This window comes from Zymobacter sp. IVIA_12111.31 C1, assembly GCF_047495495.1.
In the GTDB taxonomy this organism is placed as follows: Bacteria; Pseudomonadota; Gammaproteobacteria; order Pseudomonadales; family Halomonadaceae; genus Zymobacter.
This window is the reverse complement of record NZ_CP179930.1, coordinates 582452-605923: the sequence shown is the minus strand read 5'-3', so window position 1 is coordinate 605923 and position 23472 is coordinate 582452. Positions and strand designations below refer to the sequence as shown.

At 56.1% G+C, this 23472-nt stretch carries 21 protein-coding genes and 1 CRISPR repeat array; of the genes, 12 read left to right on the top strand and 9 right to left on the bottom strand.

Features of this window, described 5'->3' with window-relative positions:
• Positions 1-7: 7 nt before the first annotated feature.
• The 5 genes from ACMHYW_RS02705 to ACMHYW_RS02685 all read right to left on the bottom strand — a co-directional run bounded on the left by ACMHYW_RS02705 (position 8) and on the right by ACMHYW_RS02685 (position 3869).
• On the bottom strand, positions 8-358 hold the full coding sequence (locus ACMHYW_RS02705) for an MmcQ/YjbR family DNA-binding protein (protein WP_414500780.1): 351 nt from the start codon (positions 356-358) through the stop codon (positions 8-10).
• A 94-nt stretch (positions 359-452) separates the two neighbouring features.
• Positions 453-1547, bottom strand: coding sequence for an MDR family oxidoreductase (locus ACMHYW_RS02700; RefSeq protein WP_414500779.1), 1095 nt, complete (start codon positions 1545-1547; stop codon positions 453-455).
• On the bottom strand, positions 1525-2274 hold the full coding sequence (locus tag ACMHYW_RS02695) for an SDR family NAD(P)-dependent oxidoreductase (RefSeq protein WP_414500778.1): 750 nt from the start codon (positions 2272-2274) through the stop codon (positions 1525-1527). Before ACMHYW_RS02695 ends, ACMHYW_RS02700 begins: the two co-directional genes overlap by 23 nt.
• A 463-nt stretch (positions 2275-2737) precedes the next feature.
• A complete protein-coding gene (locus ACMHYW_RS02690; protein WP_414500777.1) occupies positions 2738-3112 on the bottom strand; it encodes a VOC family protein in 375 nt (124 codons plus the stop codon).
• Between the two features lie 73 nt (positions 3113-3185).
• A complete protein-coding gene (locus tag ACMHYW_RS02685; RefSeq protein ID WP_414500776.1) occupies positions 3186-3869 on the bottom strand; it encodes a helix-turn-helix transcriptional regulator in 684 nt (227 codons plus the stop codon).
• A 127-nt stretch (positions 3870-3996) separates the two neighbouring features.
• A CRISPR array of direct repeats spans positions 3997-4384; the repeat unit is 28 nt; unit sequence TTTCTAAGCTGCCTATGCGGCAGCGCAC.
• Positions 4385-4905: 521 nt separating this feature from the next.
• On the opposite strand from ACMHYW_RS02685, the gene ACMHYW_RS02680 reads away from it, so the two are divergent.
• Positions 4906-5529, top strand: coding sequence for a pesticin C-terminus-like muramidase (locus tag ACMHYW_RS02680; RefSeq protein ID WP_414500775.1), 624 nt, complete (start codon positions 4906-4908; stop codon positions 5527-5529).
• A gap of 5 nt (positions 5530-5534) precedes the next feature.
• Positions 5535-5933 carry a hypothetical protein gene (locus ACMHYW_RS02675; RefSeq protein ID WP_414500774.1) on the top strand — a complete coding sequence of 133 codons (399 nt, stop codon included), beginning with the start codon at positions 5535-5537 and terminating at the stop codon, positions 5931-5933.
• 143 nt (positions 5934-6076) lie between these two features.
• Here the strand turns inward: ACMHYW_RS02675 and lolA are convergent, their stop codons facing one another.
• Together lolA and ACMHYW_RS02665 are read right to left on the bottom strand one after the other, a co-directional pair.
• Positions 6077-6724 (bottom strand): outer membrane lipoprotein chaperone LolA, encoded by a 648-nt coding sequence (gene lolA, locus ACMHYW_RS02670; RefSeq protein WP_414500773.1) that lies wholly within the window; start codon positions 6722-6724, stop codon positions 6077-6079.
• A 213-nt stretch (positions 6725-6937) separates the two neighbouring features.
• On the bottom strand, positions 6938-10618 hold the full coding sequence (locus ACMHYW_RS02665; protein ID WP_414500772.1) for a DNA translocase FtsK 4TM domain-containing protein: 3681 nt from the start codon (positions 10616-10618) through the stop codon (positions 6938-6940).
• A 226-nt stretch (positions 10619-10844) separates the two neighbouring features.
• On the opposite strand from ACMHYW_RS02665, the gene aat reads away from it, so the two are divergent.
• The 3 genes from aat to ACMHYW_RS02650 all read left to right on the top strand — a co-directional run bounded on the left by aat (position 10845) and on the right by ACMHYW_RS02650 (position 13267).
• Entirely contained in the window at positions 10845-11516 is a 672-nt protein-coding gene (aat, locus tag ACMHYW_RS02660) for a leucyl/phenylalanyl-tRNA--protein transferase (protein ID WP_414500771.1), read from the top strand.
• A 299-nt stretch (positions 11517-11815) separates the two neighbouring features.
• The gene (gene infA, locus ACMHYW_RS02655; protein ID WP_027704888.1) at positions 11816-12052 is read left to right on the top strand and encodes a translation initiation factor IF-1; all 237 of its coding nucleotides are present in this window, start codon (positions 11816-11818) and stop codon (positions 12050-12052) included.
• Positions 12053-12577: 525 nt separating this feature from the next.
• Positions 12578-13267 (top strand): hypothetical protein, encoded by a 690-nt coding sequence (locus ACMHYW_RS02650; RefSeq protein ID WP_414500770.1) that lies wholly within the window; start codon positions 12578-12580, stop codon positions 13265-13267.
• A 92-nt stretch (positions 13268-13359) separates the two neighbouring features.
• Here the strand turns inward: ACMHYW_RS02650 and clpA are convergent, their stop codons facing one another.
• The gene (gene clpA / locus ACMHYW_RS02645; RefSeq protein WP_414500769.1) at positions 13360-15636 is read right to left on the bottom strand and encodes an ATP-dependent Clp protease ATP-binding subunit ClpA; all 2277 of its coding nucleotides are present in this window, start codon (positions 15634-15636) and stop codon (positions 13360-13362) included.
• Positions 15637-15662: 26 nt separating this feature from the next.
• Positions 15663-16049, bottom strand: coding sequence for an ATP-dependent Clp protease adapter ClpS (gene clpS, locus ACMHYW_RS02640; protein WP_027704884.1), 387 nt, complete (start codon positions 16047-16049; stop codon positions 15663-15665).
• A 436-nt stretch (positions 16050-16485) separates the two neighbouring features.
• On the opposite strand from clpS, the gene ACMHYW_RS02635 reads away from it, so the two are divergent.
• The 7 genes from ACMHYW_RS02635 to ACMHYW_RS02605 all read left to right on the top strand — a co-directional run bounded on the left by ACMHYW_RS02635 (position 16486) and on the right by ACMHYW_RS02605 (position 23414).
• The gene (locus tag ACMHYW_RS02635) at positions 16486-17142 is read left to right on the top strand and encodes a pseudouridine synthase (RefSeq protein ID WP_414500768.1); all 657 of its coding nucleotides are present in this window, start codon (positions 16486-16488) and stop codon (positions 17140-17142) included.
• A gap of 160 nt (positions 17143-17302) precedes the next feature.
• Positions 17303-17779, top strand: coding sequence for an NUDIX domain-containing protein (locus tag ACMHYW_RS02630; RefSeq protein ID WP_414500767.1), 477 nt, complete (start codon positions 17303-17305; stop codon positions 17777-17779).
• A 223-nt stretch (positions 17780-18002) separates the two neighbouring features.
• Positions 18003-19169 carry a tRNA 2-thiouridine(34) synthase MnmA gene (gene mnmA / locus ACMHYW_RS02625; protein WP_414501460.1) on the top strand — a complete coding sequence of 389 codons (1167 nt, stop codon included), beginning with the start codon at positions 18003-18005 and terminating at the stop codon, positions 19167-19169.
• On the top strand, positions 19166-19774 hold the full coding sequence (gene hflD / locus ACMHYW_RS02620; protein WP_414500766.1) for a high frequency lysogenization protein HflD: 609 nt from the start codon (positions 19166-19168) through the stop codon (positions 19772-19774). Before mnmA ends, hflD begins: the two co-directional genes overlap by 4 nt.
• Before the next feature lie 40 nt (positions 19775-19814).
• Complete coding sequence (gene purB, locus ACMHYW_RS02615; RefSeq protein ID WP_414500765.1) at positions 19815-21197, top strand: adenylosuccinate lyase; 1383 nt, start codon at positions 19815-19817, stop codon at positions 21195-21197.
• A 4-nt stretch (positions 21198-21201) separates the two neighbouring features.
• Positions 21202-22362: a JmjC domain-containing protein gene (locus tag ACMHYW_RS02610; RefSeq protein ID WP_414500764.1), complete on the top strand. Its 1161-nt coding sequence runs from the start codon at positions 21202-21204 to the stop codon at positions 22360-22362.
• A gap of 581 nt (positions 22363-22943) precedes the next feature.
• On the top strand, positions 22944-23414 hold the full coding sequence (locus ACMHYW_RS02605; protein WP_414500763.1) for a glycine zipper 2TM domain-containing protein: 471 nt from the start codon (positions 22944-22946) through the stop codon (positions 23412-23414).
• The last annotated feature ends 58 nt before the right edge of the window (positions 23415-23472 follow it).

Sequence of the window (23472 nt, the reverse complement as noted above, 5' to 3'; positions counted from 1 at the left end):
TGCACCGCTATGCCGTCAGGGCATAACTGTCTTCCAACAGCGTGATCACCTCTTCCATCGCCACCTGCGCCAGCAGCACCGACACCCAGTGTTCCTTGTTCATATGGTAGGCCGGTACGATACCGTCCTGCATCAGCAGCCCGCCGACGTGCTCAGGGCGTACCTTCACGTTGAGTATCTCGACCGTATCGGCCGTACTTAGCCCCAGACGCTCCCCCGGTATGCGCGCGACCAGCCCATACCACTTGCGGTGAGCGGCATGCCGCAGTACGGCATGATCGGGATAGCGCGCCCACGGATAATCAGGCAACGTCCCGAAACGCTGCTGCGCATACTCCAGCACCTGCAGTATCGACATAATCAACATTCCTGTACAAAAGCGCGCGTGATGACGTCGAGCGCGCGAAAACCATGCGTTGGTAGAGAAGATAGGATAAAAGCAGGGAGGATAGTCAGCGCTGCGATGCCATATCGACCACCAACCGCCCATGGATGTCGCCATTCAGCAATGCTTCGGCGCTGCCGATGACCTCGTTCAACCCGATCACTGTATTGATGGCCTGAAGCTGCGATCCCGACAGTAGCTCACTTAGACGCTGCCAAGCCGCAATGCGCGTCGGTAGAGGTTGCATCACGCTGTCGATCCCCGCCAGAGTAACCCCTCGCAGAATGAACGGAGCCACGGATGCAGGCAACGCCATGCCCTGCGCCAAGCCGCAGGCCGCCACAGTGCCACCGTATCGCGTAGCCGCCAGCACGTTTGCTAGCGTATGGCTGCCGACACAGTCGATAGCCCCTGCCCACTGGGCCTTTACCAACGGCTTGCCCGGTGCAGACAGCTGCTCACGATCCAGAATGTCGGTAGCCCCCAACTGTCGCAGATAATCAGCCTGCGCTGCCTTGCCTGTCGATGCGGTAACGGTATATCCCAGTGCCGCTAGCAATGCCACCGCATAACTGCCCACGCCGCCCGTTGCTCCGGTCACCAGTATCGGCCCCTTGCCCGGCGTAACGCCATGCTGCTCCAGCGCCATGATCGACAGCATAGCCGTATAGCCCGCGGTACCTATTGCCATAGCGTCGCGGGCCGCCATACCTGCCGGCAACGGAATCAGCCACTCGCTCTTCACACGGGCCTTCTCCGCCAGACCGCCCCACCATGTCTCGCCTACCCCCCACCCGTTCAGCACGACCTGATCACCACAGGCAAAGGCCTTGCTGGACGATGCGATGACCGTACCGGCAAAGTCGATACCCGGGACCATCGGGAACTGGCGCACCACGGGCGACCGCCCGGTGATGGCCAGAGCATCCTTGTAGTTGACGGTACTGCACGTCACCGCCACCGTAACGTCACCCTGCGGCAGCAGAGACTCACTCAGCGACTCCACGGCTACATGCTGCTGTTGGTCGTCCTGACGGATCACGATGGCGTTGAACATGGGCGGTTCCTCTTTCAGAGCGATATCGGCCACTGCAATGACGCCAGACGAGCGGTGATTCTCATCCGTACGGCAGATGGCGCTAGCGGGCCAGATACCCGCCATCAATAGGAAAAATGCCTCCCGTACAGAAGCAGGCATCGCCGGACAGCAGAAACAGGATAAATGCGGCCACTTCATCAACGGTCGCCATTCGCTGCAAGGGATGTGCCTCAGCAAAGCCGTGCCGTACAACCTCAGGAAACTCATGCATTCTGGGCGTATCGACATAGCCGGGAGCCACAGCGTTGATTCTTATGCCGTCACAGGCATACTCCAGAGCGGCCGTCCGGGTCAAGCCGATGACCCCATGCTTGGCGACCGTATAGGGCCCCAGCCCAGCGATACCCACCAGCCCATTGACGGCGGATAGATTGACGATAGCCCCACCGCCCGCCGCCACCAGCTGCGGCAGTTCATACTTCATACAGTGAAAGACCCCGCTGAGCGTCGTTGCTATCACCTGATTCCAGTTGTCGATCGACTGTTCCGCGAGGGGTCGGCCGCTGTCGCCGGTGATGCCTGCACTGTTCACAGCAAGGTCGATACGCCCGAAATGCGCCACCGTCTGTTCGATCATCTGCTGCACTGACGCGGGGTCGGCTACATCGCAAGCAATACCCAGTACGCGCTGCCGATCATGGGAAAGCGAACGCGCTTTTTGCTCGACCAGTGCTGCCGATCGCGATGCGATCACCACACAAGCCCCTTCTGCATACAGACGCTCGGCTACCCGTTCACCAATACCATTGGTCGCCCCAGTGACGACAGCCACTTTATTTCTGAATCTCACGATGGCGTGCTCCCATAGTCTGGCGCAGAAACGCTTCTGCACACGACCAGACGCTACCGCTTGCCAGTGACAGTTTCTGTCAGCAGGCAACTACCGCAGGAAGGCCACTCAACGACGCACCACGCCAGTGACGCACGATACGTAAAAGAGACATCGGCCATCAGCGCTAGCATGGCAAGCACCTGCCGCTATGCCCATCACCGACAGATAAAAGCAAAAAAGCCCTTCACAAAAGTAATCAACGATCCCATATGAATGCGCCAGCGCCATCTCCGACGCTGACCACCACCGTCCCGCCCAACACCGATAGTGAGCAACGCTTTATGCCGAAGCAGTGCATGGCCGCCTTGACCACGGAACCATGCACTAACTGCTCCTGTAAGAACGATACCGGTTCAAGCGCTGCCTAAGGTCACGATGGAAAACCCCATGCCACCACTGCCCGCCGCAACGAGCCCAGGCCTCAGGCGTCGCGTAGATAGGCAACACGCAGGCGATGGCCGTCAGGATCCAGTGCAGCAAAGGTATAGCCGAAATCCAGCAGCGTCGGTTTCTGGTAGATGGTCACGCCGTGAGTAACGCCCCACTCGAGATAGAGCGCCTCCAGCGCATCCTTCGACGCCACGGTGAACATCACCTCGCAGCCCCCCGCAGGGGCCGTGACCAACGGTTCAGCAGTGAAGCGCGACCACAGCGCCAGCTGAAAGCCGTTTTCAAACACGAGCAGCACAAAGCTGGGATGCACTTCGTGCTGACGCACGGTGAAGAGAGAGGAATAGAACGCGAGACTTTTGATCGGGTTTTCGACAAACAGAATGGTCATATCAGCGGTCGGCATGGTAACGGCTCCAAGTAGTCCTGAAAGAGCCACCACCATAGCCGTCAGCCGTGACAGATTTTGTCAGCAGGTACTAATCGGGGATACCCATCTGCGCTTTCCACGTATGTAACAGTGTCTGGCGATGGCGAGGATAGCGCTCCTCATGCACACAAAGGCTGTCGATGCGGTCAGTTCGAAAATGACGGAAGTCCTGACGCAGCTCGCACCATGCCACCAGCACCCGCGACGCATCGAAAAAAGCGATGGCCATCGGCCATATGCGACGCGAAGACGAACGCCCCTGCTGATCGTGGTAGGCCAGTTCCACCACGAACTGATGCCGGATGGCATCACGCAGCGCCGACAAATGACACGATGTCACCTGATGTTCAGACGGCCCCAGTTTCAGCGCAGGAAGATCCAGCACCTCCGCCATCCGCTCCGGCAACACAGCCCGCACCTTGGCTTGCACATCCACAGCCGCTTGGCCGAGCATCTCATCAGCGTTTTGCGCGACCCACTGCAACCCCAGCACCAGCGCCTCAATTTCATCCGATGAAAACATCAAAGGTGGCAGAATAAAGCCCTCGCGTAGCACATAGCCAACGCCCGCCGAACCCTCTATGCGCGCCCCCTGATGCTGCAACTGAGCGATATCACGGTACAGTGTACGCTTACTTACACCAAGAGATTCGGCCAGCACCGCCGCCGTCACCGGATAACGGTGGCAACGCAGTTTCTGGATAAGGACAAGAAGACGCTCAGCACGGGTCATGGCGGTATTTCATAAGAAAGGCAGGAAACCAACGGTTATACCTAAACATCGCCCCATGAACCAGCGCATTAGAGACAAGCCCGCTCGACAACGTATCAGGCAAAGATGGACGGCAACGCTATCAGCGTATCCAGACTGCCTATGCGGCAGCGCACACAAATTCACCACAAACGGGTTTTCCGCTTACTTTCTAAGCTGCCTATCCGGCAGCGCACCTGATGCCTGACAGCAACGGCTGTGACGTGCTTTTCTAAGCTGCCTATGCGGCAGCGCACTACTGTTGCATCCGCGGGCATTGTCACAGAGATTTCTAAGCTGCCTATGCGGCAGCGCACGTACTTACTCACGTATTTGCTTGCGTCAGGAGTTTCTAAGCTGCCTATGCGGCAGCGCACATACTCTCAACAATTCTCAAATTCACAGTCAATTTCTAAGCTGCCTATGCGGCAGCGCACCAAAGAAATTTGCACATTATGTTAAATGTAAATTTCTAAGCTGCCTATGCGGCAGCGCACTAGACGTATTCTATCGTAATACATGGTCACGAAAGGGAAAGAACCGGCATAGAGTCATTTACCCCTTTTTCAGAGCGACGTCTTCGGCTTCTGTAAAAACAGCGCGTTAGCATCACCCTCAAAAAAAGGGGTCACCAGAGCCTTTGTGCTAATCGTCATACGGTGCTTATAAAGAAACGCCCCCGCAATGCTGAACCGCAAAGGAACTCTCATACCACGAGGCAATTCGAGCGTGGTTATTCTTGGATCACTTATGCCTCTTGGAGAGTTTAGATCTATAAAATGCTATTGCTGACTTGGGTATTAAGCGGCACGTCGCGGAAAACCGCTAAGGTAGGATGTGGCACAGGCCAAGGGGCATCTATATTTATATCATCCATAAAAATTATTTCTTACAGCTATTACCCACAATGATATAAAAATAATTATGTGACAAAACATCACACATCCTCATCAATCATTGACAACTGCAGTAAAATGAAAATAATAAATTTCAACATCAACAGACAAGATAAAAAAATATGTTAGAACCAACAAAAGGGCTCTTTACCTTTCGAGCAGAAGGAAGCAATACTCCTTCTAGCACTTACTACTCAAGAAAAATACATTGGCCGGGGAAAACTAGCTTTTGTACAGTTAACAATTCAGGAGTAACTATTGGGAGAGGATATGATTTAGGAAGCAGGATAAAAAGCACCGTTTACATGGATCTTATAAACTCAGGGGCAGATAAAGAAACCGCTGAAAAAATATCAGAGGGAGCAGGGCTTCACGCATGTAGTGCCATGCAGTTTGTAGCTGACAATCGAGATAAAATAAAAGAAATATCAGAACAGACCCAGCTAAATTTATTCAATCTAATTTATCCAGGATATGAAGACAATGCAAAGGGCTTTTATCACCGGCAGATAGAGAACAGATACAAAAAAGATAAGACATTTCCTAAGCCTGAGACATGGGACAATCTTGATGGAAAAGTCAAAGAAATATTTGTAGACGTCTTTTATCAGGGCCAAATGTCTCTAAATTTTGCCAAGCTTTGCAGTCAAAACAATAGAAAATCCTTGGCCGATTTCATAGAATCATCCAGCAAGTATAATCAGTATGAAAATGGAAGACATCGAGCAAAATACTTACGGGAGTAGTAACAGTGAAAATAATCAAAACCATCATTTATTTAGTATTAGGTTTATCTTCGATGTCATTTGCGTCAGAAACCAAATATCAAAAATGCTATGACATTACTATATCTGCAGATATAAAAGCTTGTATGAACGATCAACAGACAGAATCCATGAAAAAATCATATGACGAGAAAAAAGCTTTTATAGAACGCGGATACAATAATGTATTTCAGCAAGAAGATTTCTCAAGACAAGTAAAAAATGAATATAAATATTGGAAAATTTATATCAAAAACAAATGCCAGATGGAAGCTTCCACTGATACCATAATAGGCTCTTATGCCTATTGGATAGAGTATTTCAAGTGTTCATCTATAGAAGCAGATAGGAAAGCAGAATACTATAAGAATTATCAATTTCAGTAATATTTCAGAAGAAAATATATAAATACTATAAGGACGAAAAATAAAATAAATCAGGCACTATATATTTACTAACAAAGTGCTGCGCTTATAAAAAAGGGTCCCCTGTATAATGCATGGGGACCCTTTTTATGCAAAAGAAGTCATCACTCCCGAATCACTTCCGCCCCTTTGGGAATCTGGAAGTGGAAGGTGCTATCGCTGACCTGGGCATTCGGCTGTACGTTGCTGAAAGCCACTTGGGTATGCTGTCCAGAGGCATCGTACATGTCGAGCGAGGACAGTCGACTGCTGTCAAAGGTCATCTGCAGGCGGTCGAACAGTGAGTCGCTACTTTTCGGTTTGAGGGTATAGACCTCTTTGTTGCCTTGGGTCTTCTCTGTCACGCTGTAGCTGTGCACCAGTTCGCTGGCTTGTCCGGACAGCAGCAGTGCCGGGGTATTGGTCACTTGAGGATCAAGCTTGCGAATGGTGACCTGATCCAGATCAGGGTCGTGCAGGTAAACTTCCTTACCGTCAGAGACCACGACCTGTGAATACGGCGCATCTACAACCCAGCGGAACTTGCCCGGGCGGGCGACCCACATCTGCCCTTTCGACTGCTGTGATACGTGTCCGTTACCTTCGATGCGCTGGCTGAAGTCAGCTGCGTAGCTGGTCACGGGTTCAAGGCGCTGCGTCAGGTGCTGTGCCGCGCTCAGTTCGTCCGCACCCGCCCACGGGGCCATGCTCATCAGCGCCATACCTGCCAGACAAGCCTTGCCCCACTGCGTCATCGTGTTCATTACAGCCATGAATAGTCCTCTTCGAATCCGGTATATAGCGGCTGTCGCGCGGGCTATATATGTGCCCCTCTGCGCCAGCGTTTGAATCCAGTCTATGACGTGATGCAGAGCAGCGGTATTCGGCTGCCTTCATCACCAGCGTCATGATGATGCTCATAAGAGTGCATGATACGGCGAAGGTTCAGTGCCCTTGGGACAGCTGAACCTTCGCTTCAGCCAGCGTCAGTCCGAGATAGGCGGCGGGGCCAGCACTTCGCGACTGCCGTTACTGCCCATGCTAGAAACCACGCCGGCCATTTCCATTGCTTCAACCAAGCGAGCCGCGCGGTTGTAGCCGATCTTGAACTTGCGCTGGACGGATGAAATCGACACACGGCGCGTCTGCGTCACGAACTTGACCGCTTCGTCATACAGTACGTCCTGCTCAGCATCACCGCCTTCGCCTTCGGCTTCCAGCCCCGTCAGCGCATCAGCGGAAACGCCTCCGCTCAGAATCTCTTCATCGTACTCAGGCTTACCGCGACGCTTCCAGTCTTCCACTACGCGGTGCACTTCATCGTCATCGACGAACGCTCCGTGGATACGCGTCGGGGTGCTCTCACCCACTGCTAGGTACAGCATGTCACCGTGGCCCAGCAACGCCTCGGCACCGCCCTGATCGAGGATGGTACGGGAGTCGATACGCGAAGACACCTGGAAGGCGATACGCGAGGGGATGTTGGCCTTGATCAGACCGGTCACTACATCCACGGACGGGCGCTGCGTCGCCAGTACCAAGTGAATCCCCGCAGCACGGGCCTTCTGCGCCAGACGAGCGATCAGTTCTTCGACCTTTTTGCCGACAATCATAAACATGTCGGCAAACTCGTCGATGACCACCACAATATACGGCAGCTTCTTCAGTGTATCGGGCTGTGCACCCGGGGCATGGGTGTCGGCATCCCACAACGGGTCGGCGACCTGCGCCCCTGCCGCGTGAGCCTGATCAAGCTTGTCGTTGAAACCCGCGATATTGCGCACGCCCATCTTCGACATCAGCTTGTAGCGCCGCTCCATCTCGGCGACACACCAGCGCAACGCGTTGGCCGCTTCCTTCATGTCCGTCACCACCGGTGCCAGCAGGTGCGGGATGTCATCGTAGACCGACAGCTCCAGCATTTTGGGGTCGATCAGGATCATGCGAACGTCTTCAGGGCGCGATTTCATCAAGATCGAGATCAGCATCGCGTTGACCCCAACGGATTTACCCGACCCCGTTGTCCCCGCCACCAGCACGTGAGGCATCTTGGCGAGGTCCGCCACGACAGAATGCCCACCAATGTTATGACCCAGCGCAACGGTCAGCGGCGAACGCGCATTGCGATAGATATCAGAGTCCAGCACTTCGCGCAGACGGATCATCGCGCGGTGAGGATTGGGAATCTCAATCCCGACTGTCGGTTTGCCATAGATGACCTCAATAACACGGACACTCTTGACCAACAGCGAACGCGCCAGATCCTTCGACAGGCTGCTGATTTTGGAGCCTTTCACCCCTGCTGCGGGCATGATCTCGAACTGGGTGATGACCGGACCGGGCGAAATATTAACGACCTCGGCCTTCACGCCGTATTCCTTCAAGCGCATTTCCAGCAGCTCGGCCATCTGCTGCAGCTCTTCTTCGGAATAGGAGGGCTGCTGTTCATCGGCAGGCGTCAGCAACTGTATGCCTGGCATCTCACCGATGATCTCGACATGCTGGTTCTCATCGCGCTGCTGCAGATGCTCGACGGTCCACAACTTCGGCCCATCGTCTTCGACAAGTTCATCCTCGTCATCATCCAGCGCCGAGATGGGCATGGTCGATGCCGGTGCAACATCATCGCTGTCGCGCGGCGATAGCGGCGTCAACGGGCGTTCGGGAATATCCAGCGGCGCGTCATCGTGATACTCGTCTTCACCCTGTTCATCTTCGACGTACTGCGGCTCGGGCTTATGCAGCGCCACAGGTTCCGGCTGCTGCACGGGCGTGCTTACAGAGGATGGGCGAACAGGCTCATGCTCAGCGTAGACATCATCCGCCTCGTCATCGCCATAATCACTGTCATCGTCTTCATCAGCGGCAGACAACGATGTCGTATCGAATGCCGAAGCGGACACCTCCGACGCGTGTTCCGTCTCAACCTCATCGTCCATATCGACCATGAAGCGCGGTGTGAAAGCGGGCATTTCATCATCGGAAGCCGCAGACGAGAGCTCTTCCGGCGTGGTGCGATCGTCAATACTGCCCTGCTGCTCATGCACCGGCTCTTCATGTGCCGCGTCTTCATGTGCTTCCGGCTCATCGACCGCATCCTGCGTGGATGCAGAAATCGGTGCGGTCGGGGTAAAGACCGGCTCGTTAACCGCGACCTGCGTGGCAGGCATTGCTGGCCAAGCCGCTACAGCTTCGATAGGCACCGGGCGTACGGCCTCTAGTGATGCGGGCGTCGGTCTGGCAACGTCGATCGTGGGCGCATCAGCGTCGTCGTCCTCACTGTCTTGCTCATCGACCACGTCCGGAGCTGGAGCGCGCACGATGGGCACCTCACGCCGCGGTGTCGGTTCATCCTGTTGAGGTGTAATCACCGATGCGTCTGCGTGTTCATCCTCATGCGGCTCGTCCACACGCGTCGGTGCAGAGATGGCCGCCCGGCGCAGCGCTTCCTCTTCTTCTCTTGCCTTTCGTTCTTCCGCTTCACGCAATGATTGCAGTGTCTGGCGATGACGCTCAGCCTGCTCGGCTACCGCCGCATCGCTCTGTTCGGCTTCATCCCACGGAATACGGCTATCCGCAACAGTTGATACGCTAGGCGCTGGCGCAACATCACGCTCATCTTCCTCATCACGACGAGCTCGGATCGTCAGCGCTGGCGTGTCTTCTTCGACATCGTCGACACTATCTGTCATTGAGCCGGGGTAAGGGCGCTCGTACGGTGCATAGCGCACCGGCTTAACGTTGTGTTCCGGCGCTACGGCCGATGTGGGCTCGGAGCGATAAGCGTCCAGTTCAGGCTCGCCACGGTGAATGCCCAGCGTGTTCGCAAGGTGTGACAGCTTGCGGCTCAGCCACGAGGGCTCGGCAGGAACATCGTCATCCAGCTCGTCAGACACAGGCAGACGGGCATCGCGACGCTCGTCGTAGCGCTCTTTCGCCATCAGTAGGCGATCACGAACGAAGCGTCCGACACCGCGCAAGCCTCGGAACAGGGCCTTGCCAATCTCGTCCATCAGCGTGAGCCACGACAGCCCGGTCAGCAGCGGCACACCGCACAGCACCAGCGAAATGCCGACCAGCGTGGCACCGTGCTGCCCCAGCGGAGCCGTCAGTCCAGAACGCAGCCCTTGCCCGACGATATCGAAACTGTGGTCTTTCAATTGCTGGATATTGGAGAACAGTGCTTCAAGCAGGCAGGTCCCCAGCAGCACCAGTATCAGCCCCGCCATGCGTACTGCCAGCACCGTGGTATCCCATGTGAACGAAGCGATGCGGCGGCGCACTAGCTGCCATGCCCCGAGCGCGCACAGCGCGGGCCACCACAGTGCCGCCGTACCGAACAGCGAATACAGGCTGTCGGACACCAGCGCCCCAACGTGTCCCATCCAGTTGGCTACCCGTGTGTTTTCAGGCCCGGTATGGAACCACGATGGATCGCTCATCGTGTGGCTGAAAAACGCCAGCAACAGAAATGTACCCAGCGACAGCAAAATCACGGTGACACCGTCTTTGGCGGCCCCCTGCAGCGTCGTCGTCACCCGCCCCGGGGTACGACTGGCCTGGGCCTGCTGGCGCTTCCTAGCGTTCTGGCGTTTGCGAGGTGTCTTGGGTGACGCTCCTCGTTTGGCGTTTGCTCTGGAAGACGGTGTTCCTTTCTTCGAACTCACTGTAACCATCCCCTTGTGCCGCTACTCAGCGGCTGTCTGAAACCTGATCCGTGGCAGAAATGCAGGACTACATGATACTGGTTGTGTGTACATGTGCCACCCTGTCCGTGACGCCTACCCGGCGAATATCCTATGATCGTGAACCGGCGATGAAGTGCCGATCAGTGGAAACAAAGGCGCGTTACGTCAACGACCAACCCGCCGACAAAGGTATCAAGGAGCAGGCATGCTGTATTGGCTGGAAGAGCATCCCGTGGCATTCCCTGCCGTGGAAGACGCGCAGGATGAACCCAACGGACTGCTGGCCGCAGGCGGTGCGCTCACGCCGGAGTGGCTGCTGACCGCCTATATGAACGGTATCTTTCCCTGGTTCAACGCCGAAGACCCTATTCTATGGTGGACACCCGATCCGCGCATGGTGCTCTACCCTAATGAGTTTCGCTGCCGACGCAGCCTCGCGAAACGCATCCGCAACGGCGGCTTTACCCTGACGTTCGACACGGCCTTCAAAGAGGTCATGCAGTACTGCGGCAGCCTGCGCGACGACACCTGGATCTCGCCACAGATGCTGCAGGCCTATCACGACCTGCATCTGCTCGGCTACGCCCACTCACTGGAAGTCTGGCACGATGGCGAACTGGTCGGTGGCCTCTACGGGCTGGCACTGGGGCGCATCTTCTATGGCGAGTCGATGTTCTCGCGCTGCCCCGATGCGTCTAAGGTAGCGCTGGCCCACTTGGCCACCCTACCGCCCGAATACGGTTTTGCCTTGATCGACTGCCAAGTGCATAGCGATCACCTTGCCAGTCTGGGCGCACGCGAGATAGCGCGCAGCGAATTCAATGCCGCCCTCAGACAGCACGCCTCGCTCGAACGCTGGCACCCGCCAGTGCAGTAGTCACCTGCTACGACAGGATAGCGATAACTTCGCTCCTTCACAGCTGCAAAGCATGGATTACTGAAGGAAACGTATGCCCAGCGCCCGAGAACACAGCGCTTGGCACGCGTTACTTTTGCCAGTACCTGACAGCTATGCCATAATTCGCAACCATTCCGGCACGCATACGGGTCAGAAGCGGCCCCGCGCACGTCGAATCCGAGCGTGTCCCGCCTCAGTAGAATACCAATGGGTATTGTCCCGCTCCGTACGGCGATACCGGCAAGTGCACAAAATTTATTCCCGGAGGAAAGGCCCTCATGGCACGTGAAGATCATATTGAAATGGAAGGTTTCGTTATCGACACCCTTCCGAACACCCAGTTCCGCGTTCGCATCGGCGACGACATGCACGACGAGAAAGCACCGGTCGTGACCGCTCACATTTCAGGCAAGATGCGTAAGAACTACATCCGCATCCTGACCGGCGACCGCGTCAAAGTAGAACTGACGCCGTACGACCTGACTAAAGGCCGTATCGTGTACCGCTCTCGTTAAGGAAAAACGAGAGTAGCAAAATAAAAAGGCTTCTAGCGAGTTTCGCTAGAAGCCTTTTTTATTAGCCATATTTTGGACGAAGAAATAAACGTATCAATAATAGAACTAAAAAGCCGTGCAGAGGTCGCTCGCATAAAAAGAAATTTGGAAAACAAAATTATAAATGAATTAATAATAGATAAATCAGAAACCGGTCTCACAGCAAAATAGCTTAGTATAATAGATATAGAAACCGGAGATATTTTCGACACGCTAAAAATAGACTATATTCTAGGAACAAATAGAGATATAGAAAAAATCGGTATATTGCTAAAAGCAAACCTAAATAACAGCATAAAACGAGATGAGTTTTATGCATCTATATAAAATATTTAAGATTTCTATTTTAATTTCCATCCCGCTAATAGCATCTATTCAGTATAGCTGCAATGCTAATATGATCCGGCACCAAAAAAAGACATTTAAGATATAATAAAAAACAAGTTATGAATTCACAGAATCTTTTGCAGAACAAGGCTCTATAAAATGTTTAACTTTACTTTAATGGGCGCATCTTATTTATGGGAAATAAACTTCAAAGATAAAGAAATAGAATATAACAACAATATGGCCAAAAACTATTTAACAAAAACATTAATTAACAGCATTACATCAAGATCCATATTAGCTCATGCACTAGAACACCAACAAAAATTAGAAAGCAAGGCTCTACTAAATTCCGCAGCAGCTGAAGATTATTACCCTGCCATATACGCTTTAGCACATCCGGGGCCATTAAAGACAGATGAAGAAATACTAAAAAGTATCAAATGGCGTAAAATCCAGATATCCCTTAAGCCATCGGATGAAAATATCGAAAAAGGATTTATCGGGGATTTATATCTAAGTCTAAACACTCCCGATTACCCTAATGCCTTGTACTGGTTAAATAGAGCCATTACAGAAGAAGACGATATGTTGGCAGAGCATAATATCGCCAAGCTCTACGCCGAGGGTAAAGGCGTTGAAAAAGACTACGTCACCGCTTATATGTATTACGACTTGGCGGGCACGGCTGGTGCGGAGGAAAAATCCAAACTGGCTGAACGTATGACGCCGGAGCAGGTACAGGAAGGGCTTTCGCGCTCCCATCAATGGCGGGATGAACACCACTCTTATCGGCCAGGTTACGGCGCATGGAACGATATGGGTGGCATTGAATGGCACGTGCACTAGTCAAAACCAACTACTCATTAGCGATGCTCTTTTTCTCTCAACAAAAAAGGCAGGCTCACGACGAGCCTGCCTTTTTGCTTACCACAATTTGATCACGCGTCAGCAACGGCCTTGTCAGTCGACAATGCAAGTGCATCGCCCTTCTCGTTGACGCGGATCCGCACAATGCCACCATGTTCGGCCAGCTCGCCAAACAGCAACATATCGGCCAGAGGCACCTTGATTGACGTTTGCACCAGTCGCATCATCGGACGTGCTCCCATCGCCTTGTCATAGCCTTTTTCAGCCAGCCATTCACGGGCGTCGTGATCCACGTCTAGCTGAACGCGTTTCTCGTCAAGCTGTGCCTGCAGTTCGATCAGGCACTTGTCGACGACGCGATGAATCGCATCCGTATCCAGCGGTTTGAAGGTGATGATGCTGTCGAGGCGGTTACGGAACTCGGGAGTGAACGTGCGACGAATCGCTTCTCCGGTATCCGTGGTGTGATCCTGCTCTTGGAAACCGATCGAGCGACGCGCGCTATCGGTGGCTCCAACGTTCGAGGTCATGATCAGAATCACGTTGCGGAAGTCGGCTTCACGCCCGTTGTTGTCGGTCAGACGCCCGCGGTCCATCACCTGCAACAGCAGGTTGAATACGTCCGGGTGTGCCTTTTCGATCTCGTCGAGCAACAGCACGCAATGAGGCTGCTTGGTGACCGCTTCGGTCAGCAGGCCACCCTGGTCGTAACCGACATAGCCCGGAGGCGCACCAATCAACCGCGATACGGTGTGATGCTCCATGTACTCGGACATGTCGAAGCGCACCAGTTCAATGCCCAGCTGCTTCGCGAGCTGACGCGCCACTTCGGTCTTCCCTACCCCGGTCGGGCCGGTGAACAGGAAGCTGCCGACGGGACGATCAGGTGCGGCCAGGCCCGCACGCGCCAGTTTGATGGCAGACGCTAGGCCGTCGATCGCCTGACGCTGCCCGAAGATCATCATCTTCAGGTTGCGTTCGAGGCTGCCCAGCATTTCACGGTCGGAGCGCGATACCTGACGCGGCGGTATGCGTGCCATCCAAGCAACGACGTTCTCGATCTGCTCAACGTCCAGCGTACTGATGCGTTCGCCTTCCGGTTTAAGCTGCTGATGCGCACCCGCTTCGTCGATCACATCAATGGCCTTGTCCGGCAGCTGACGGTCGTTGATGTAGCGTTCGGACAGCCGTACCGCCGCGTCGATGGCACCGTCGGTGTAGGACACCTTGTGATGCGCTTCGAAGCGACTGCGCAGCCCTTTTAGGATGCGGCAGGTATCTTCAACAGACGGCGCTTCAACGTCGATCTTTTGGAAACGACGTGCCAAAGCGTGGTCCTTTTCAAAGATGCCACGGTATTCTTGGAAGGTGGTCGCTCCTACACAGCGCAGTTTGCCGGAAGACAGCAGCGGCTTGAGCAGGTTGGAGGCATCCATCACGCCGTTCGATGCCGAACCAGCGCCGATGATGGTATGAATCTCATCAATGAAGAGAATCGAATACGGTACATCGTTGAGCGCCTGCAACAGTGCCTTGAGACGTTTCTCAAAGTCGCCGCGGTACTTGGTGCCGGCCAGCAAAGCGCCCATATCAAGCGAGTACACGATAGCTTCGCGCATGATCTCAGGTACTTCGCCATCCACGATGCGGCGTGCCAGCCCTTCGGCGATGGCCGTCTTACCAACGCCCGCTTCACCCACCAGCAGCGGGTTATTCTTGCGACGGCGTACTAGCGTCTGGATAACGCGCGTCAGTTCGTGATCGCGCCCGATCAACGGATCGATGTTGCCCTGTCGCGCTTCTTCATTGAGATCAACGGCATAGCGTTTGAGCGGTGAGGGTTCCGGTGCGCTGCCCGCTTCTGGGCTGGCTTCGCCTTCGGCGTCGCCGCTGCGCATGGACATGTCATCATCACGCGAAATGCCGTGAGCGATATAGTTCACGACGTCGATTCGCGAGACATCCTGCAACCCCAGCAGATAAACCGCCTGACTTTCCTGTTCGGAGAAGATGGCAACCAGCACGCTGGCACCGTCAACTTCTTCCTTACCAGAAGATTGAACATGGAAGACGGCACGCTGCAGGACTCGCTGGAAACCAAGCGTCGGCTGGGTCTCACGCGTATCGACCTGCGTTTCGGGAATCAGTGGCGTGGTAGAGTTGATGAAGGACTGCAATTCTGCGCGCAGGATGTCGATCTGAGCCCCACATGCTGTCAGCACGTCAGCAGCAGATGCATTATCCAGCAATGCCAGCAGTAGGTGCTCCACGGTCATGAACTCATGACGTTTGGAGCGTGCTGCCGCAAAGGCAGCATTCAGCGTCAGCTCCAATTCCTTGCTCAGCATAGCGGGCTTCCTCTTGCCTGGCGCGGTCAGTCCGCGCGCTCTATATCACACAAAAGTGGATGCTCGTGCTCTCGCGCATGTTCGTTGACCATCCATGCTCGGGTGGCCGCAATGTCATAGGGGTAACGCCCACAGACGGCCTTGCCTTGAGTATGAACCGTCATCATGATTTGGACAGCCTGCTCGCCGCCCATGCCGAAAAACCGCTCAAGGATATCCACCACGAAATCCATCGGGGTGAAGTCATCGTTGAAGAGCACCACGTCATACCAGCGGGGTTCCGCCAGCTCTGTGCGTTCCTCCTCTTCGGTCAGATGGTCGAGACCATCGGCATCTGCCGCGCTGTCCGAATCATCGGACATGTTCATGATCAGCGGTGCCGTGGAAGCGGCAGTCGCGGTCTTATTGTGCATACGGGGCCACATGAGTGAACGGTAACGGATATGATGAAGGGAAGTGCATGACGATGCCGTGGCATGGCCGGCCTCCCAACAAGAAGGCCGAGCGGCATTCGGTTCGATGCCTCGGATGCCCGGATACATGCCATCGCATGCAAAAGGTAAGATGATCCTCTATAACATCTTTCCATAGTGGTGCTCATGGCACGCTTTTTCAAGCGCTGGCCAATAGCGCCGATCGCCTCTTGCCCATCCGTAGACACGGACATGCACGCCAATGCCATCATAAGGCCATGCTGACTGTCCGCCTGCAAGCCCTCTTGGTACCCTTTCACTTTTATGGAACATCGTCGCCATCGCAGCGAAGGGCTGCCATACCCACACCGCCCAATGCCCAATTCGATGGCCGTACCTGTTCCTCCGCCCTCGCGACCTGATGGTGCTTCTATCTATGAGTACGCTCTACCTGCTTAACAAGCCGTTCCACACGCTGTGTCAGTTCACTGATGAGCGCCATGAGGGCGAACCACGCAAGACTTTGGCTCCGCTGATCGCTGTCCCCAATGTCTATCCCGCTGGTCGCCTCGACTACGATAGCGAGGGGCTGCTCCTACTGACTGATGATGGCGCACTGGCACATCGCATCACGCACCCGTCCCAGAAGCTGACCAAGACCTACTGGGTACAAGTGGAAGGCGCCCGCGATGATGATGCCCTCCAGCGTCTGCGCCACGGCGTAACACTGAAGGATGGCCCTACCCGCCCCGCTAAGGTGCGCCGCATCGAAACACCGGACGTACCGGAGCGCGTGCCACCGGTGCGCTTCCGCGCCAGCATTCCTACCCACTGGCTGGAAATCACCATCACCGAAGGCCGCAACCGTCAGGTTCGCCGCATGACCGCCCACGTTGGCCTGCCCACACTACGACTGATCCGCGTCGCTATCGGCCCGTGGACGCTCGAAGGCATCGCCCCGGGCGAATGGCGCAAAGAAACCGTGCATCTACCGCAGCAGGCGGCTTCATCCTCACCAAACCGCCAGAAGCGAGGTATACGTCAGCGCCCAACGGGCAAGCGTCCTGTGCGGGGAACGCAGCGCCCGTCCTGATAAGGGGGTTGCCGCTGCCGTCCGCGCCAGACATTATGCCTATCTCGACGTAGCGGAAAGACACCGATCAGATGCCTTTCCGCCGGCCTGCTCGTGCGCATAAGTGCGCGAGTGGTGCCCGATAACAACAGACTGATCAACGTATCGAAAAGGATTCACCATGAAAGACAACCGCTGGATGCCTCATGCAACGGTCGCGACCGTCATCTTCGACGGTGAACGGTACCTGCTGACCGAAGAGATCAACCGTGGCGCCAGCCGCGTCGATTACCCCACGCTGTTTAACCAGCCGGCGGGCCACCTCGAGCCTAACGAAACACTCATTGAAGCGGCACTGCGTGAAACACGCGAAGAATGTGGCTGGGAAGTGACGCTGACCGGCTATCTGCGCCTTTATACGCGAGCTTGGAAACAGACCGTTTACCACAGCCATGCCTTTATCGCGACGCCGGATCACCCGGTAGACACACCGTTGGACGAAGGCATCGTGGCGGCCCATTGGCTGACATGGGAAGAAATTCAGGCGCTGGATGCAACGGGCAAGTTGCGCAGCCCATTGGTGCGCATGCGCATCGAAGACTATCAAGCGGGTCTGTGCTTCCCGCTCGACGTGCTGAAAGAGCTACACCCAGCCTAAGCGGGCCACTCTGGCGATCGCGCACCGAGGTGGTTCAGCCGCCTGCCGCCATCAGGTATACTGGTCGCATATAATGCTGGCCTGCTCGTGGCGCCGTCACTGACCGCGGCGAGCAGGTGCTTCACCGCTCGGTGCCAGCACACCGCGCCACCAAGGAGATCGGGCGCTCCCCGGATTCAATGCTATGCAGAACATGACTCGCTTCCCTCACCCTTCCCAGCTCATGACGGCTGACACTGCCGCTGCGGGTACCCCGTCGAAGACCAAGGTCATCGTCGGCATGTCCGGCGGCGTGGATTCGTCCGTCGCGGCCTCGCTGCTGATGCGCCAAGGCTATGAGGTCGAAGGCCTGTTCATGAAGAACTGGGACGAGGACGACGGCACCGAATACTGCACGGCGAAGGAAGATCTTGCCGATGCCCAGGCCGTTTGCGATACGCTCGGAATCCGCCTGCACACGGCCAACTTTGCCGTCGAGTATTGGGACAATGTCTTCGAGCACTTCCTCGAAGAGTACAAGGCAGGCCGTACGCCAAATCCCGACATCCTCTGCAACCGTGAAATCAAGTTCAAGGTCTTCCTCGACTACGCGGAAAAGCTGGGCGCCGATCTAATCGCCACCGGGCACTACTGTCGCGTGCGCAAGCCTGCGGGCAGCGAACTGGGCGAACTGCTGAAGGGGCTAGATCCGAACAAGGACCAGAGCTACTTCCTGCACGCCGTGACCGGCAAGGCGCTGGGCAAGACCCTGTTCCCGATCGGTGACATGGAGAAACCGGAAGTGCGCCGCATTGCCGAGGCCGAAGGCCTGATCACGGCACGCAAGAAGGATTCCACCGGTATCTGCTTCATCGGCGAACGCCGCTTCACCGATTTCCTACGTCAGTATCTGCCGGCTCAGAAAGGCAAGATCGAAACGCCAGAAGGCGAAGTCATCGGCGATCATATCGGCCTGATGTACTACACCATCGGCCAGCGCCAAGGCCTCGGAATCGGTGGGCTGCCCAACCACGATGAAAGCCCGTGGTACGTCGCCCAGAAAGACCTCGACCGCAACGTGCTGATCGCCGTACAGGGTAAGCACCATCCGCTGCTTTATACCGATGTGCTGACCAGCGAACCGATCGAATGGGTCGCAGGCAAGGCCCCAATGGCCGTGGGCGAGACACTGGCGCTGCGCGCTAAGGTGCGCTATCGCCAGAATGATCAGGGCTGTCAGGTCACACTGTGCGAAGATGGCAGCGTCAGCGTGCGGTTTGATGAACCGCAGCGCGCGGTGACTCCGGGGCAGTCGCTGGTACTGTACGCTGACGATCTGTGTCTCGGCGGCGGTGTCATTCTCGAAGCCCACCAGTCGGACACGTTTTCCCTTGAGGAGATTCCGGCATGAGCACAACGCGCCGCCAAGCCATCGCACTGGCGGGGGTCTTTCAGGCCGCCGCAACGGTCGACAGTCTGGCCCGCACGGGTCAGCACGATACGACGGCATGGCGTACGCTGATCGACGCGACGCTCGATACCGAGCCCGCCGACTTCGAAAGCGTCTATGGCGGCCAGCTGTCTCACCTTCAGCTCGGGCTCGACACACTGCGTCGTACGCTTGACGATCCGTCGCACAATGCTGTCATCGCCCGTTATGCCATGGCGATGCTGATGCTGATGCATCGCCTACGGCGCGATGAACGCATGATGACGACACTCGGTGAACGTCTGGCACGCGTCCGCCAGCAGGCAGGCCATTTCGGGCCGGTGCATGAAAACGTTATCGCCAGTCTAGGAGAGCTCTATCAGGACACGCTCTCTACGCTTCCACGCCGGATCGTGGTACAAGGGGACCCCGGACTACTACAGATGCCCATGATGCCCGAGCGCATCCGAGCGGCACTCCTCTCGGGCATTCGCTTTGCCATGCTCTGGTACCAGATGGGGGGCCGGCGTTGGCACCTCATCTTCCGTGGTGGCCTTAAACGTCAGCTAGACGAACTGACGCGATGAAGGCTGCCCTCTTCTTCCACCTCCTCTGCAGGTGCTCCTGATGCAACGTACTACGCTGACTGCGCTTTCTCCCGTCGATGGTCGCTATGCTCGCCAGACCGCTCCGCTGTGCGAGTTCTTCAGCGAATTCGGTCTGCTGAAGTTTCGCGTCCAGGTTGAACTCCGCTGGCTTGAAAGCCTCGCTCTGCATCCCGATATTCCTGAAGTCCCCCCGCTTTCCGACAACGCCCACCGCTTCCTCGACCAGCTGATCCGCGACTTCTCGCTCAAAGACGCACAGGCGATCAAAGACATCGAAAAAACAACCAACCATGATGTCAAAGCGGTCGAATACTTCATTAAGTCCCGTCTGGCCGACCACGCCGAACTGGCCGCCGTCAGTGAATTCGTACACTTCGCCTGCACCAGCGAAGATATCAACAACCTGTCGCATGCCCTGATGCTGAAGAACGGTCTGGAATCTGCCGTCCTGCCGCTGATGACGCAGCTGACAGAAGAAGTAGAACGTCTGGCTCGCGATTACGCCGACCAGCCGATGCTGTCCCGTACCCACGGCCAGACCGCCAGCCCCACCACGCTGGGCAAGGAAATGGCTAACATCGCTTATCGCCTGCGCCGCCAGCTCGAACAGGCCCGCAACATCCAGCCGATGGGCAAGATCAACGGTGCCGTGGGTAACTACAACGCCCACCTGAGCGCCTACCCGCAGGTCGACTGGGCTGCGCACGCCAAGGGCTTCATCGAAAGCCTCGGTATCGCCTTCAACCCGTACACCACGCAGATTGAACCGCACGACTACATTGCCGAGCTGTTCGACGCTGTCGTTCGCTTCAACACCGTACTGATCGACTTCGACCGCGATATCTGGGGTTACATCTCGCTGGGCTACTTCAAACAGCGTCTGAAGGAAGGCGAAGTGGGCTCGTCAACCATGCCGCACAAGGTCAACCCGATCGACTTCGAAAACAGCGAAGGGAACCTGGGCATCGCCAATGCGCTGCTGGAACATCTGGCCCGCAAGCTGCCCGTTTCCCGCTGGCAGCGCGACCTGACCGACTCCACCGTACTGCGCAACCTGGGGGTGGGTCTGGCGCATGCCGTCATCGCCTACAACGCCTCCCTGAAAGGCATCGGCAAACTGGAAGCCGACCCGGCCCGCATGAACGATGACCTCGATCATCATTGGGAAGTGCTGGCGGAACCGATCCAGACCGTCATGCGCCGCTATGGCCTCGAAACGCCCTATGAGCAACTCAAGGCGCTGACCCGCGGCAAACAGATTGATCAGGCCACACTGGCCACCTTTATTGACGCACAGCAGCTGCCCGACGATGCCAAGGCCGCTCTGCGCGCACTGACACCGGGCACCTATACTGGTAATGCAGCGCAGCAGGCTGCCCGTATCGGTCAACAGGAGAAGTAACTGCATGACAGCCCCCAGCACCCTCCCCGGCGGCCTTGATGTCACCACGTTCCTGCGGGACTACTGGCACAAGAAACCGCTGCTGATCCGCGGTGCCTATCCGAACTTCGAACCGCCGTTGATGCCTGACGAACTGGCCGGTCTGGCCTGCGAGGAAGGCATCGAATCCCGTATCGTCGAGAAGGTCGGTGCCAACGGCAAACCGTGGCAGGCAAGCCACGGTCCGTTCGATGAAGACACCTTTGCACGCTTGGGCGATCGCGACTGGACCGTACTGGTACAGGCCGTCGATCACTACGTGCCTGAGGTTGCCGAGCTGCTGAAAGACTTCCGCTTCATCCCGACTTGGCGTCTGGACGACATCATGATCAGCTACGCCCCCACCGGCGGCAGCGTTGGTCCGCATATGGACAACTATGATGTGTTCCTGATTCAGGCAACGGGTAAGCGCCGCTGGCAGCTCGGCAAGTTCATTGACGAAGACGAGCCGGTGATCCAGGGCATCGATCTGCGCATCCTCGAACACTTCGAGGTCGATCAAAATCAGGATTGGGTGCTGGAACCGGGCGACATGCTCTATATCCCGCCGCGCATCGCACATAACGGCGTCAGCGAAAGCGATGATTGCATGACCTATTCCGTCGGTTTCCGCGCACCGTCCGCCGACGAAATGGTCACGTCCTACGCCGACTATCGCGGCGAGCAGCTCTCCGAGATGCAGCGCTATGCCGACGCCGATCTGACGCTGGGTAACCCGGGCGAAGTGGATGATGATGCGCTGGAACGCGCGCGCCAACTCATTCTGTCATCGCTGGATGACCGCGAGCAGCTGAAACAGTGGTTCGGGCGCTACATGACCCAGACCAAATACCCGGATCAGCTGATAGAGCCAGACGAGTATCTGGATGCCACCACGCTGCGCGAAGCGCTGGCCGAAGGTGCAGAGATCGAACGTGCACTGGGTTCGCGATTTGCCTGGCATGATGAGCAAGACGCCTACGCCACGCTGTTCGTCGATGGTGACGGTCTGCGTGCACCTAAGGCACTGGCTCATCTACTGGGCAGTTCCGCGCCTATCCCGGCCGAACTGGCAAACGATGATGTCTCTGCTGGCCTGCTGGCGAAACTGATCAACCGTGGCAGCTTGATTCTGAGCGACGACTGATCGGTTAATGACGCCTCCTCTGACACAGCCGTGTCGGAGGAGGCTTTTTCTTTCAATAAAAGCCTGTCTTCGCCTCGTATGAACGTTCTTTCTCTTCTGTGATTCGCTGCCGCCTCCTGCTCTCCACAGCAGACTCTCGCAGCAGAACACTCTCCCACGGTCTAAATAGCCCATCACTGCTCTTCGCTGTCGTCTTAACTTCGCACTAACGCCTTGCAATAGCGCACCTTTTGCTGCTGCCAGAGCGCTCACAGCGACAGGCGCTAAGCAAAGAAACCCACGCTAGAAATGAGACTGATCTGGATGACCGGAAAGCGACGGCTGCGCTACACTTTTCATCAAGGTGAACGCACGCTTACCGTGACGTGTTACCGCAGAGCGTGTCTTTGCTACATGATATGACTGGAATTTTCACGAACCCTTAGCAGGTTTGCCGGTCAAATAGACAGAGCATGCTATGTGCCATCCGTGGATGGCGATACAGCGATTTTCATCTACGCTAGAGTTCAAGGGCCCGCTACGCGGTAGCGGCTCAGGATGGATCCAAGCACCGGCACATGCCGATAGAAAGGAGATTTGCCATGAAACGTTACCTGACACTGGCTGCCGTTGCGGCAATGGGCGCGATGACACTGGGCGGCTGTGCCAACGAACCCTATAACGGCAACAACTACACTGGCGCACAGGCAGGTCAGGCACAGAGCGTTTCCTACGGTACTATCACAGCCATTCGTGCTGTGAAGATCGAAGGCAACGGCACAAGCGGCTTCGGCGGCATCGGTGGTGCAGTGCTGGGTGGTCTGCTGGGCCACCAGGTCGGCGGTGGCGGTGGCAAAACCATCGCAACGGCTGTGGGCGCACTGGGTGGTGCTTGGGCGGGCAACCGCGTAGAAGCCAGCTCCGACCGCACCAACGGTATGGAAGTACAGATCAAACGTGATGACGGCCAGAACCTGGTCATCGTACAGCAGGCCGACAATACCTATCTGGTTGGTCAGCGTGTGCGCATCATCGGTTCAGGCACCAGCGTACGTGTTGCCCCGGCTCAATAAGCCCGGTCATCCTGCACATGAAAACGCCCCGCTGCGCTCTTGCGCACGGGGCGTTTTG

Excerpts from the sequence above, each read along its gene's own strand:
- ACMHYW_RS02705 (WP_414500780.1), bottom strand. The coding sequence starts at position 358 with ATGTCGATACTGCAGGTGCTGGAGTATGCGCAGCAGCGTTTCGGGACG.
- ACMHYW_RS02700 (WP_414500779.1), bottom strand. The coding sequence starts at position 1,547 with ATGGCGGGTATCTGGCCCGCTAGCGCCATCTGCCGTACGGATGAGAAT.
- ACMHYW_RS02690 (WP_414500777.1), bottom strand. The coding sequence starts at position 3,112 with ATGCCGACCGCTGATATGACCATTCTGTTTGTCGAAAACCCGATCAAA.
- ACMHYW_RS02685 (WP_414500776.1), bottom strand. The coding sequence starts at position 3,869 with ATGACCCGTGCTGAGCGTCTTCTTGTCCTTATCCAGAAACTGCGTTGC.
- ACMHYW_RS02680 (WP_414500775.1), top strand. The coding sequence starts at position 4,906 with ATGTTAGAACCAACAAAAGGGCTCTTTACCTTTCGAGCAGAAGGAAGC.
- lolA (WP_414500773.1), bottom strand. The coding sequence starts at position 6,724 with ATGGCTGTAATGAACACGATGACGCAGTGGGGCAAGGCTTGTCTGGCA.
- aat (WP_414500771.1), top strand. The coding sequence starts at position 10,845 with ATGCTGTATTGGCTGGAAGAGCATCCCGTGGCATTCCCTGCCGTGGAA.
- infA (WP_027704888.1), top strand. The coding sequence starts at position 11,816 with ATGGCACGTGAAGATCATATTGAAATGGAAGGTTTCGTTATCGACACC.
- ACMHYW_RS02650 (WP_414500770.1), top strand. The coding sequence starts at position 12,578 with ATGTTTAACTTTACTTTAATGGGCGCATCTTATTTATGGGAAATAAAC.
- clpA (WP_414500769.1), bottom strand. The coding sequence starts at position 15,636 with ATGCTGAGCAAGGAATTGGAGCTGACGCTGAATGCTGCCTTTGCGGCA.
- clpS (WP_027704884.1), bottom strand. The coding sequence starts at position 16,049 with ATGCACAATAAGACCGCGACTGCCGCTTCCACGGCACCGCTGATCATG.
- ACMHYW_RS02635 (WP_414500768.1), top strand. The coding sequence starts at position 16,486 with ATGAGTACGCTCTACCTGCTTAACAAGCCGTTCCACACGCTGTGTCAG.
- ACMHYW_RS02630 (WP_414500767.1), top strand. The coding sequence starts at position 17,303 with ATGAAAGACAACCGCTGGATGCCTCATGCAACGGTCGCGACCGTCATC.
- mnmA (WP_414501460.1), top strand. The coding sequence starts at position 18,003 with ATGACGGCTGACACTGCCGCTGCGGGTACCCCGTCGAAGACCAAGGTC.
- hflD (WP_414500766.1), top strand. The coding sequence starts at position 19,166 with ATGAGCACAACGCGCCGCCAAGCCATCGCACTGGCGGGGGTCTTTCAG.
- purB (WP_414500765.1), top strand. The coding sequence starts at position 19,815 with ATGCAACGTACTACGCTGACTGCGCTTTCTCCCGTCGATGGTCGCTAT.
- ACMHYW_RS02610 (WP_414500764.1), top strand. The coding sequence starts at position 21,202 with ATGACAGCCCCCAGCACCCTCCCCGGCGGCCTTGATGTCACCACGTTC.
- ACMHYW_RS02605 (WP_414500763.1), top strand. The coding sequence starts at position 22,944 with ATGAAACGTTACCTGACACTGGCTGCCGTTGCGGCAATGGGCGCGATG.